Source organism: Catalinimonas alkaloidigena (genome assembly GCF_900100765.1).
Lineage (GTDB): Bacteria > Bacteroidota > Bacteroidia > Cytophagales > Flexibacteraceae > Mooreia > Mooreia alkaloidigena.
Genome location: NZ_FNFO01000001.1, coordinates 242,910 through 255,247, shown reverse-complemented (window position 1 = coordinate 255,247; position 12,338 = coordinate 242,910). Strand labels below are relative to the sequence as shown.

6 protein-coding genes are annotated in these 12,338 nt (G+C 59.1%); all 6 read right to left on the bottom strand.

The window, feature by feature from the left end:
* Nucleotides 1-17: 17 nt before the first annotated feature.
* A complete protein-coding gene (locus BLR44_RS01090; protein ID WP_089678050.1) occupies nt 18-3,215 on the bottom strand; it encodes a SusC/RagA family TonB-linked outer membrane protein in 3,198 nt (1,065 codons plus the stop codon).
* Nucleotides 3,216-3,673: 458 nt separating this feature from the next.
* A complete protein-coding gene (locus tag BLR44_RS01085; protein ID WP_089678049.1) occupies nt 3,674-4,603 on the bottom strand; it encodes a carbohydrate kinase family protein in 930 nt (309 codons plus the stop codon).
* Entirely contained in the window at nt 4,590-5,924 is a 1,335-nt protein-coding gene (locus tag BLR44_RS01080; RefSeq protein ID WP_089679064.1) for a sugar porter family MFS transporter, read from the bottom strand. The genes BLR44_RS01085 and BLR44_RS01080 overlap by 14 nt, the downstream gene beginning before the upstream one ends.
* Before the next feature lie 448 nt (nt 5,925-6,372).
* On the bottom strand, nt 6,373-9,171 hold the full coding sequence (locus BLR44_RS01075) for a hybrid sensor histidine kinase/response regulator transcription factor (RefSeq protein WP_089678047.1): 2,799 nt from the start codon (nt 9,169-9,171) through the stop codon (nt 6,373-6,375).
* 145 nt (nt 9,172-9,316) lie between these two features.
* The gene (locus tag BLR44_RS01070; RefSeq protein WP_089678045.1) at nt 9,317-10,945 is read right to left on the bottom strand and encodes a S8 family peptidase; all 1,629 of its coding nucleotides are present in this window, start codon (nt 10,943-10,945) and stop codon (nt 9,317-9,319) included.
* Nucleotides 10,946-11,000: 55 nt separating this feature from the next.
* Complete coding sequence (locus BLR44_RS01065) at nt 11,001-12,164, bottom strand: M23 family metallopeptidase (RefSeq protein ID WP_218126985.1); 1,164 nt, start codon at nt 12,162-12,164, stop codon at nt 11,001-11,003.
* Nucleotides 12,165-12,338 lie beyond the last annotated feature (174 nt).

Genomic DNA, 12,338 nt, shown 5'->3' with positions numbered 1-12,338 from the left:
TCTTGAAGGTGGAAGGCTTACAGACGGACGTTGAGGCCGAGGGAATAGACCGACGGCACCGGAATGGCGTTGACGTCGCGGCGCTCCGGGTCCGGCCCCTTAAACTCGCCGCTCTTGATCCAGAACAGGTTCTCGGCCTGCAGGTAGAGGCGCAGGTAGCTGAGCGGCCCCAACTTGCCCATGGCCGTTTCGGGCAGCGTGTAGCCCAGCGAAAGGTTGCGCAGTTTGAAGTAAGAGTTCTTGACGAACAGGTAGTCGGAGCTGCGCGTCTCGTTGTTGCCGTCCGACAGGGTCAGCGCCGGAATGGTCGAGCTGGTGTTCTGCGGTGTCCAGGCCGTCAGCGTACCGGGGCCAACGTTGTCGCGCCCGCGGATGAACTCGTTGTAGAAAATGTAGTTGTCGAAACCGCGGCGGCCCGCGACGCCCGACCCGAAGGCGGACAGATCGAAGTTGCGGTAGCTCAGGTTGAGACTCACGCCATACTGGAACGTCGGGAGGGTGGTACCGAAAAATTCCTGGTCGAGCGCGTTCACCATGCCGTCGCCGTTCAGGTCTTTGTACCGAATCCGGCCCGGAGCGGCCCCCACCTGCGTGGCGTGCGCGTCCACGTCGGCCTGGTTCTGGAACAGCCCGTCGGTACGGTACCCGAAGATGGCGAACTGCGACTGCCCGAGGATGTCCTGTTCGGCGTTGCCCGCAAACCCGGTCCGGACCTCTTCCGGCAGTTCTGTGATCCGGTCTTTAAAGCCGCTGAAGTTGGTCGAGACGGTGTAGCGCAGGCCGTTCGACGTTTCGTCCGAATAGCCGAGCGCAAACTCCCAGCCCTTGTTCTTGACCGTCGCCCCGTTGAGCGTACGCAGGACCCCTTCGCCGGCGGCCGACGCTACGGGCGGCGTAATCAGGATGTCGCGGGTAACGCGGGTGTAGTAGTCGAACGAACCCTGTAATTTCTGATTCCAGAACCCGAAGTCGATGCCCATGTTCAGTTCCGTCGTCGACTCCCACCGGAGGTCGGGGTTTGCGCCCTGGGTCGATACAAAGCCCGACGGCAGCGTGCCGGTATTGGCCCCGGCCAGGTCGTAGGCCGTGCCTACGTTGTAAAACTGATCGAAGAAGAAGCCTGCCCGGCGCACCTGCTCCTGCGTCAGGCCGTAGCGGGGCGCAAACAGCCCGAAGCGCGACAGATCACCGATCGACTGGTTGCCGACCGTACCGTAGCCCGCCCGCAGTTTCAGTTGCGACAGCGAAGGAAGTTCCTGCATAAAATCCTCCTGATCGAGACGCCAGCCGACCGTAGCCGCCGGGAAAATGCCGTAGCGGTTGTTGGCCCCGAAGCGGGAGGAGCCGTCGCGACGCAGCGTGAAAGACGCCAGGTACTTTTCGCCGAAGCGGTAGCCGATCTTTCCGAATTGCGAGAGCAGCCGGCTGCCCGTCTGGTCGCCGGTGTTGTTCCGCAAGCCGGTCGCGGCATTCAGCACAAAAAAGTCTTCCGTCTCGACGGCAAACTCCTGCGCACTGGCGGTCAGGAAGGTCAGGTCGGTTTTTACCGCTTCGGTGCCCACCAGAAAGTCGAACACGTGTTGCCCCAGTGCCAGGTTGTAGGTCAGGGTGTTCGAAAAGGTGAGGCTGAGGTAGTCGTTGTCCGCCAGGTTCAGGCTGTTGATGGTGCGGGTAATGAAGCCGTTGGCCACCCGCGGCTCGATGTTCTTGACCTTCACCTGGTTGTAATCGACGCCCAGGCTGGTGCGGAAATTCAGGTTCTTCAGCAGTTCCAGCGAAGCGTACGCGTTGCCCAAAAACGAGTCACGGTGCGTGTTGTCCCAGCGGTTGATGTACTGCATCAGCAGCGGATTATTACGGTCCGAATAGCCGGAACCGAGCGGACCGGCAAAGTTGCCATCCAGTGTGTAGACCGGGATGGTGGGGGCTAGCGACACGGCCAGGCCGGGCGTAGCGGCCGACCCCACATCGGGCGAAGCCAACGTTTCGTTCGAGGTGGCAAACTGGGAGTTGACGCCGAACTTCAGGCGGTTGTCGAACAGGTTGAAATTGGCGTTGAGCTTGCCGGTGTAGCGCCGGTAGCCGGTGTATTGCAGAATGCCCGTGTTGTGCAGGTAGCCGAAGTTGGCCAGCAGAAAAGCCCGCTCGTTGCCACCCGACACCGTCAGGTCATTGTTGTAGACGTAGCCGGTTTTGTACATCACGTCCTGCCAGTCGGTATCGCCGGCGGGTACATTCGGATCGCCTCCCACAAACGGCTTGACGGTCACGCTGTTCAGCACCGGATTGTCGTAGTCGCCGTTCCAGTCGAAGTTGTAGATTTCGCCGTACCCGCTGGCCGGGTCGGTGCGGTCGTTGACCGAGGCCTGCCACAGGGCCCGCCCCCGATCCACCGCGTTGAGCATCTTGAATCGCTGCTGCTGTTCGGACAAGACCGAGACGTTGGAATTGAAGGCGACCGTGAACTTCTCGTCCGCCCCTTGCACCCGGTTTTTGGTCTGCACGATCAGGACGCCGTTCGAGGCACGCGAGCCGTAGATCGAAGCGGCCGATGCGTCTTTCAGCACCTGCACCGACTCAATCACGCTGGGGTTCAGGCTGGCGAACACTTCCGGGCGGGTGGTCGGCACCCCGTCGATGATGTAGAGCGGGTTGTTGTCGCCCAGCGTGTTGGCCCCACGAATCAGGATGCGGGGGGTGGTGCCGGTCGGGTCGCCCGAACGTTCGATGTACAAGCCGGGCACCCGTCCCTGCAACGCCTGCGCCGGGTTGCCCGAACTCATGCTTTGCCCTTTGACCGGCTCCAGTTCCACCACGGCGATGGCCCCGGTGAGGTCGACTTTCCGTTCGGCGGTGTACCCGACAACGACCACTTCGTTCAGGGCTTGCACGTCGTCCAGCATGGTGACGTTGATGGTGTTTTTCGACCCGACCACGACGGATTGTGACGTAAAGCCCACGGACGTAAACAAGAGGGTGTCCGAAGAAGCCAGGTTGTCGAGGGAGTAGCTGCCGTTGATGTCGGTCACGGTGCCGCGGGTGGTGCCTTTGACCAGCACACTCACCCCGGGCAGGCCTTCGTTCGTAGCGTCGGTCACCGTACCGGACACGGTCACGGATTGTGCCAGGGCCGCTCCGAGGCAAAAGAACAGGCTGAGGAAAAGCCACGCGGGTAGCGTCCGAAACGCGTGGTGAAGTAGAATTGTAGGATTCATAGGGGTAACGTTTTGTGGTGCGGTAATGAAGTGAGGCGATGCGCCCCAACGGGCAGATTCGGTAGCGGAGGGGTGTGCCGTGCACAGGCCCGTGTTCGCGCCGGAGTGATGGTTTGTTTCATGAGAGGTTGGGATGGGGTGGATAGGCAAGTTGAAAAGGGGGCATGGCTAGCGCCCGACGGAAAAGGCAAGGTCTGCCCGCCCCCCTGCGTTGCGGCAGAAGTGATCGGTATACCGAGAAGCGAGTACTCAAGCAGAACAAGAGAGCCCGTTTTCGCAGGCTACAACATGTTATAAGACCCTATCGGATGGCGTTTGCATGATCATGCAATGCAGCTTCTTGCGCATCAGTAGTGTGTGTCACACCGGCGATTCATGCTACAACGGCACTGCAAAGTCAGGTGGTGGGTTCATAGGCATATACATTCTGGGGTGCAGTTACGAAGTGAGTTTCTGATTCAGGTTCGGCTGGACACGTGGGGCGTTTGCTGCCGCAGTAGCGCCTGAATCGCCTCTGGGTCCAGGACTGGCGTGGCGGCTTCGCGCGAAGCCACAAATGCCCCCACCGCACAGCCGTAGCGCAGGCATTCTGCCGGGGCAGCTCCCTGGAGCCATTTGCTCAGGAAAGCACCCAGAAACGCATCGCCGCTCCCGATGGTGTCCTTTACCTCGACCGTAAAGCCGGGCTGCCGCCATACATCTCCCTCATGCCAGAGGGTAGCGCCGTCCGCGCCGTGGGTGAGGCAAACGGTCTGCAACTTGAACAACCGGGCCAACTGCGGAATGGCCTGTTCGTCTCCCGGCTGTTTCAGAAACCAGTGGGTCAGGAGGGCAAATTCTTCTTCGTTGAGCTTTACCATGTGGGCTTGCTGCAACAGCGCTTCGACCAGCGAAGGCGTGTAGAACGGTGCGCGCAGGTTCACATCGAACACGGCCAGTTGCGCGTGGGGCAACAGGTGCAGCAGCGTGTCGGACGACACCTCGCCCCGTGCGGCCAGGCTACCGTACAAAAACAGGTCGGCCCCCTTCACGGCCCGCACCACTTCGTCGGTGTGCTGGATGAAATCCCACGCCACCGGCTCCACAATCTTGTAGGTGACGTTGCCGGGCTGCGACACGTCCGCGTAGACTTTGCCCGTCGGGTAGAGCTTCTGCCGCTGAATGTAATAGGTCGGCAGGCTGCGCTCGTTCAGATACGTAATCAGTTCCACGCCCTCTTCGTCGTTGCCGACGGACGAGATCATGCGTGTCTCGATGCCGTGCTGGTGCAGGTGCAGCGCTACGTTCATCGGCGCACCGCCCGGAAATTTGCCGTTGGGCAGGTAGTCGTAGAGCACTTCGCCGAAGCAGATGGCCCTTTGGGTGGGAGTGGTGTCAGACGTTTTCATGCAGGTAGAGGTTTTCTTCGAGTTGTTCGAGCGATTTTCCTTTCGTCTCCGGCATCATCTTCCAGACGAACAGCAGTTGCAGGATCATCATGCCGCAGAAGATCGAGAAGGTGACGCCCCCGCCCAGCGTCTCGGTGACGACCGGGAAGGCAAAAGAGACAATGGCCGCCAGCAGCCAGTGCGTAAAACTGCCCAGTGCCTGTCCGTAGGCCCGCACCCGATTCGGGAAGATTTCGGAGATGAAGACCCAGATCACGGCCCCCTGCGAGAAGGCGAAGAAGGCGATGTAAACGAACAGGTAAATCGGCACCCAGTAGCCGAAGGTTTCCGTGAAGAAGGCATAGGCCACCAGCCCCAGCGTGGCGATCAGCCCCCAAGAACCGATTTTCATGAGGGCGCGGCGCCCGAACCGGTCGATGAAGTTGAGCGCCAGCAAAGTCGAGAGGAAGTTGATCAGGCCGATGCCCGCCGTCGACAACAGGGCCGATTCGGTGCCCAGGCCGGTCATGCCGAAAATGCGGGGGGCGTAATAGATGATGGCGTTGATGCCCGACAGTTGGTTGAACATGGCGAACAGCACCGCCAGCGTGATGGGCAGCCGGTAGCGTTTGGAGAAAAAGGGCTCGGCGGGCGTTTTCACGTCCAGCTCGGCCGTGTTCAGAATGGCGGCCACCTCTTGCTCGGCGTGTACCGGATCGATTTTAGAAAGAATTTCGCGGGCACGGGCCACTTCGTTGCGCTTCAGAATCAGCCAGCGTGGGCTTTCCGGTACGAACAGCACAAGCACTTGAAACAGAATGGCCGGAATGGCTTCCATGCCCAGCATCCACCGCCAGTCGCTCGGACCGTGGCCCCCGATCAGGGCATTGGACAGGTAGGCCATCAGAATGCCGAACACAACGTTGAATTGAAAAAGGGCCACCAGTCGGCCGCGCGAAGCGGGCGGCGCAATCTCCGAGATGTAGAGCGGCGCGGCCACCGATGAAGCCCCTACGCCCAGCCCGCCTAAAAATCGGAAAGAAAGAAACAGGTACCAGTCCGTCGCCAGGGCCGACCCCAACGCGGAAACCAAATAGAAGACGGCGATCCAGAACAGGGTTTTCTGTCGCCCGAGTTTATCCGAAGGAATGCCCCCGAACAGCGCACCCACTACCGTGCCCATCAGCGCAATGGAAACGGTAAGGCCGTGTTGCCAGGAGTTCAGGTCCCAGACGCGCTGGATGGTTTGTTCCGCGCCCGAGATCACGGCCGTGTCGAAGCCGAAGAGGAAGCCGCCGAGCGCGACCGTAATGGACCAGAATAACAGGTGGCGGTTTTTCATGGGTACGATGCGGTAGGTTGTTGTGTGATCAAAGGTAGTGGGAAAGGGAAGCGGCCCCTTCCAGGTTTGTTTCAAAAACTTTCGATTTTGTTACATCCCCTCCCATCCTTTGCACAGCACGCCAAAACACCACTTTCGTTGGATCGCCTGTGTATTTTACTCACGGGCTGGTCGCGGTTTTGCTACCGTTTTCACGCAGGTTACCTGCCTTTTCGATCTGGTTACCTCCTGCCCCAGCACAAGAAGACAAGTTATGCCAGCCGTGGTTTACCGCCGGGAACGCCTTTCCTGAAGGTGGCATAATTCCTAAAAATCTTACGCCCCCCTTTTGCCCGTTCGCAGCGGGACCTTTACCACAGAAAGCAGACTTCGTGAGGCTACGGCAAAGGGCGCTATCGACCGAGATCACCGGATTTCTTTCTGAACGTGCCGCGGCCCAAGCCGGGCGTTATACGGACGTGACCTGCTTGATAAACTCGGAGGGCGACTGGTCGAATTGGCTTTTGAAGACCGTTGAAAAATAGGCGGGTGACGAAAACCCGACGGCGTAGGCCACTTCGGCTACGGTCAGTTCCTGTTGCTGCAGCAGAGTTTTGGCCCGTTGCAGTCGCTGAGTTTTGATGTAGTCGCTAATGCCCACGCCCAGCAGCGCTTTCACCTTGCGGTAGAGCTGCACCCGCGACAGACCTACTTCCCGCGCCAAGGCATTGACGTTGAGTTCCGGTTCTGCGAGGCGCTCCTGAATCAGACGCGTCAGGTCCGCCAGGAACTTTTGATCGAGCGAGGGTGCCGCCGACGCCGGGACGGGCGAAGCCACTTCCGCGCTGGCGAAGCGTTTGCGTAACTGATCGCGATTCCACAGCAGTTTCTTGACCCGTTCCAGCAGGTAAGGCAGGTGGAACGGCTTTACGATGTAGGCATCGGCCCCTGTCTGAATGCCTTCGACCTGCTGCTCGACCGAGTCGCGGGCGGTCAGCAGAATGATGGGAATGTGGGAAGTGCGCAGGTCGTTTTTCAGGGTCTCCGCGATGGAAAGTCCATTTTGCCCGGGCAACATTACGTCGCTGACAATCAGGTCGGGCACCGTTCCGTACGCTTGTTGCAACCCCTCCTGCCCGTCGGCACAGGCCACCACCTCGTAGGTGCGGCGCAGCTTTCGCACCAGAAAGTTGCGCAGATCTTCGTTGTCTTCGATCACCAGCAGGGTCGTCGTCTGTTTCTCTTCCACGGTCTCTTCGGGCGGCGCGTCGTGTACCCACTCTTCGGCATACTGGTACGACGCACGATCGAACAGCAACAGCGACTCTACCGGCTGATCGACCAGTTCCACCTCGGGAAGCTGGTCCTTGCGGCCGGGCAACTGCACTTCGAAAACGGTGCCGTGCCCCCACTCGCTCCGCACAGAAATGCGGCCGCCGTGCCGTTCGACCAGTTCGCGCGAGAGCGACAAGCCCAGGCCGGTACCCAGCGAGCGACTTGGGTCGCCCTGGTAAAACGGATCGAACACGTGCTGCACCTCTTCGGCGGTCATGCCTTTGCCGGTGTCCATCACCCGCACCTGCACCGCCTCGCCGGGTTCCTGCTGCTGGAGCATGACCTGAATGCGACCGCCGTCGGGTGTAAATTTGAACGCATTGGACAGCAGGTTAAAAAACACTTTGTCGAGCATGGTGGGGTCGAACCATAGTGCCAGGGTAGCGGGTTGGGCCACAAACTGGTAGTCGATGTCGCGCTTGTGGGCCGTTTTTTCAAAGGCCTGCCACACTTCCCGAACGAAGGCCACCAGATCGCCCTGCGACGCCCGTACATGCATTTTTGTGTGCTCCAGGCGCCGGAAGTCGAGCAGCTGACTGACCAACCGCAACAACCGCGACGCATGTTTGCGGATCATGCCCAGATCGTGCCGCATCGACGCCCCGACGTCCGGATTCTCGTGCAGAATGTCTTCCAGTGACCCCAGCACCAACGTCAGCGGCGTCCGAAACTCGTGCGAGATGTTCGTAAAGAACTGAAACTTCGCCTGGTTGGCCTCTTCGGTTTCGCGGGCCAGTTCCATAATCCGGTTGCGTTGCGCCAGAATTTCTTCGTTCTGCTCGCGCAGCCGCCGGTTGGTCAGTTGTTTTTCGCGAAGCGAGTAGAGTGCGTAGGCTCCCAGCAAGAGCGCTACGGCAAGGCTGATCGCCACGATGTAGAGCAGCGTGCGTTGCGACCGGTAAATGCTGAGCTGGGATTCGATGGCCGTCTGTTGCCGCTCCATGTCCTGTTGCTGATCGGCGATTTTCTCAGCTTGCAGTTTAGAAATCTTTACGTTCGAAGCATCGACCACCGTCGTCTGCATGATGTTCTCGCGCTCGAACGGGTGTCCGTCCAGAATGGCCAGTGCCACCTCAATGGCTTTGTCGCCACCAGTCGGGTAGAGAAACGTGGCGTCCAGAATGCCCTGGTCTACCAGATCAATTCCCAGATTGATTCCCGGCAGGGCATCGATGCCCAGGAGCTTGGCTTGCGCCAGGGCGGTATCTTGACTGATCACCTCGTAGGTGCCCAGCGCCATCATGTCGTTGTGGGCAAAGATCAAATCGGCCTTGGCGTAGCGCTTCCGCTGCTGTTGCGCCTGCTGCCGCGCGATGGAACGCTCCCACTGGCCGTTCAAGGTGTCGATCACAAACAGCGAAGCGTCCCGGGCGCGCAACGCCTCCACAAAGCCACGGTGGCGGGCCTGGGCAGGCGTTGAGCCGGGCAGACCGGTTACTTCCAGGATACGTCCCCCCTCGGGCAACAGGTTGGCGACATACTTTCCCGCGATGTTGCCGATCTCGTAATTGTCCGCGCCAATGTAGGCCGTATATTGTTCAGAGGTGGTTTTTCGGTCGATGACGATCACCGGAATCCCCGACTGAAACACCTCTTCGACCACCGGCGTGATGGGCGCGGCCTCGTTGGGGGAAACGATCAACAGATCGATGCCGGCTTCTTCCAGGTCCCGGATGTCCTGAATCTGCTGTGCGCTGCTGGCACCGGCGTTTTTGTAAATCAGCTGAACCTCAGGATGAAAAGCCAGCTCACGGTACATCTCGTGCAACATGGCCTGCCGCCAGTCGTCGTTGTCCACACACTGGGAAAATCCGATGGTATAAGTCGAGCGGTTTGGATTACGACACGAGGCGACCCCACCCACCAGCCACAGACCCAGCAGCAGCGCACAGGCGCGGACAAACAAAGTGGGGCGCAGCAAAGTAGGTTTCATAAAGCCGGAGGTTGTGGTGGAGAGGCTGAACGAGCAACATGAATTACGCAAGAATAATTTATTTTGGAAACAGACGCCCACGAAATAAAAAAACCCGCCGGACTTCTTACGGGCGGGTTTTGTCTTAATAGGTTAGGTCGTCTGCTTACTTGCGGGCCGTACGGCTGGTCAGCTCTTCGGCCAGTTTCACGGCCTCGTAGGCGTTGACCACCCCGCCGCTGGTCGACAGCTTCTTGAATTTCACTTTCTTTTTGTGACCTTCTTCGTCGGGGCGATATACCTTGCCACGGTAGCGCAGGCTCGATTTCACCAGCACCTCTTTCAGTTGTTCGGCCGACAGTTCAGGGTAGTATGACCACACCAGTGCTGCCACGCCCGTCACGACCGGCGACGCCATGCTGGTGCCGCTGCGCAGGTCGTATTCGTTGTGCGGAAGCGTTGAATAGATGTCCACACCCGGGGCAAATACGTCGACCGAAGCGTTGCCGTAGTTCGAGAAATTCGCCACGAAGTCCAGGTCCTGCGTCCGGGAGGTCGCGCCCACGGTGATCCAGTTCTGCGCTGCCGGACCATTGTCCGAATAGGCGTTGGTCGGGAAGTTGGGCGTTACGTCGTTGTTCTCCGCGTCGTTGCCGGCCGCGTGCACCAGCAGCACGCCGTGCGACTCTGCGTATCGGACGGCCTCGTCGACCCACTGCTTGTGCGGCGAATACGACTTGCCGAAGCTCATGTTGACGATCTGCGCGCCGTTGTCCACCGCGTACCGAATTGCATTGGCCACGTCTTTGTCGCGCTCGTCGCCCGAAGGCACCGCACGGATGACCATGATTTCCACGTTTTCGGCGATGCCGTCCAGGCCCAGGCCGTTGCCGCGCTGCGCCCCCACGATGCCCGCCACGTGCGTCCCGTGCTCGGGATCGACGCCGATTACGTCAGCGTTGCCGTAATGCACATCCGAATTTTCTTCCGGATTGTCGCCTACGATGTCGCGCGGATTGAATTCCAGGTTCAGGTTGTAGTGCAACAGTTCGCGGTAGTGCTGCTGCGCCTGATCCAGATCGGCTACCGAAAATTTGTTGCGCAACAGAAGCTTCAGGAAATCGGCCGCTTTCATAATCATCTCGTCGTCCGATTGGATCGCCTCCAGGTCGGCCAGCGTATACTTCGCTTTGCCCAGGTGGTTTTTGATCACCCCGTCGGTGTATTGAAAGGCCGACGCAATGTTTTCGATGCTTTCGCTTTCGCGGCGCGCTTCTTCCAGTTGCCGGTCATATTCCTGTTTTACAGCCTGATACGCTTCGTAAGCGTGCTTTTCGCTGGCTGAAATCTGGTCGGCCGACCGGCCGTCGAACTGTTTCTGGTATTTGCGGTACAGGCGCGTCAGCTCCAGCGTTTCGTAGTTGACGTTTTTGCCGTCGGCCCCACCGATGAAGTTCCAGCCGTGGATGTCGTCCACGTAGCCGTTTTTGTCATCGTCGATGCCGTTGCCGGGAATCTCGCCGCTATTGGTCCAGATTTTTCCCTTCAGGTCTTCGTGGTTGATGTCGATGCCCGAGTCGATGATCGCGACGCGTACCGTACGCGATTTTTTGTTTTTGAGCAGTCCATACGCCTGTTCGGTGCTTACACCCTGGATGTGGTCGAGCGTGGGGTCGGCGTTATGCCAGTTAATGTACTCCCGCTTTTGCTCTTTCGGCTCAGTGGTCGTGGGGTCAATCGGGCCCGCGTTCACAACCGAGGCCGCACAGAAAAACAAAGCAAGACTTTTCTTCATGTAATTATCAAAATGTAGGAAAGACGAATATAAGCAAAATCTGTCGGGAAGCTTCTTATTTAATGGCATATTGTACCTGGCAACCGGCCGCCCGCGTGGCATCTACCACCGTGGCTGAAAAGAGATAAATCTCGGTCAGTGCCTCGATTTTCACCACGTTCGGCACTTCCGAAGAAGGCTTCAAATTCCGTAGTTCGAACTTCAATTCCACCTCTTTAGGTTCCCGAAAGCCATTTTTTAAGTAGATGTGGGTACCCGTGCCATCTACCCTTCGTACAATTTCGACCTTTCCGGTGGCCGAGGCTGTTGCCTTGTAATTACTCAGTCCTTCTTCGGGCATCGGCACTTCGTCGTCGAGGCGAAACGGGGGCTGCCCCGGGTGTACGCCGTAGTAGAACCTGCCGGTTTTAAACTCGGTGATGGTTTGCGCATGTCCGGGTTCGTCCGGTCCCAGAAAGCGGGTCGGGATACTGACGAGCTGCATCGGGCCCGGGTGCAGAATTTCCAGGTGCAGGTGTGGCCCCACGGCCCAGCCCGTATGCCCGCTGTACCCGATCAGTTCGCCGGCCTCGACGCGATCTCCCAGGCGGGGCACCACGCCGTCTTTCCGCAGATGCGAGTAATTGGCCAGCGTGCCGTCGCTGTGGTAAATCAGCACGAAGTTGCCCTCCCGCTCGAACGAAGCATCGCCGCCGCCCCGGTCGGAATCTTCCTTGATGTCCACCACCACGCCACTGCGCACCGCCGTAATGGGTGTGCCCTCCGGCGTTTCGAAGTCGAGCGCGTAGCGGCCCTGGTGCGAATAATCGCCGTTGTAGCCCTGCGAAAGGCGGTAGCGTTCGCCGTGCCGAAAGGGCAACAGGTACAGCTGGTCGGGATTGGGGCGTAACGTGGGGTCGCCCAGTTCGATTTCGTAGAGCGCTTCGTAACTCGCTTCGCCGTACACGCGGGGCTTGATGGTCAGCAGCTGGTGGGCTTGGTGGTCGGGCGGCACCACGACCTGGCGCGGCAGACTGCCATCGGCACGGTAGTTTTTCAGTTCGGAAAAGCTGACGCGGATCTGGTAGGGACAAAAGCCGTCGTTACGGGCAAAAAACTGCACTTCGCCGCTGGCGCGGTCTTCCAGGGTATAGATGTCGATCAGTTCGCGCGAGGGTTGGGCCGTATCCAAAGGCATGGCGTGCAGGCCCGCCGCCAGGCTTCCCAGCAGCAGGAGCAAAACCCACCGTAGCTTGTAGCAATCCTTCGTAAATCTGTGCATCTCCCCTCCTCCTGTCGAGTATAAATCCAGAAATCGCCCCTCCACTTTCATGAAAACGTTTGCCTAAAAACGTTGGCACTCTCCAATTAATTTCGCGGTTACTAATTAACTATACACCAGGCGCTAAATTTG

What these genes read in the sequence shown, in the direction of transcription:
- BLR44_RS01090 (WP_089678050.1), bottom strand. Translation starts at nt 3,215, where the DNA reads ATGAATCCTACAATTCTACTTCACCACGCGTTTCGGACGCTACCCGCG.
- BLR44_RS01085 (WP_089678049.1), bottom strand. Translation starts at nt 4,603, where the DNA reads ATGAAAACGTCTGACACCACTCCCACCCAAAGGGCCATCTGCTTCGGC.
- BLR44_RS01080 (WP_089679064.1), bottom strand. Translation starts at nt 5,924, where the DNA reads ATGAAAAACCGCCACCTGTTATTCTGGTCCATTACGGTCGCGCTCGGC.
- BLR44_RS01075 (WP_089678047.1), bottom strand. Translation starts at nt 9,171, where the DNA reads ATGAAACCTACTTTGCTGCGCCCCACTTTGTTTGTCCGCGCCTGTGCG.
- BLR44_RS01070 (WP_089678045.1), bottom strand. Translation starts at nt 10,945, where the DNA reads ATGAAGAAAAGTCTTGCTTTGTTTTTCTGTGCGGCCTCGGTTGTGAAC.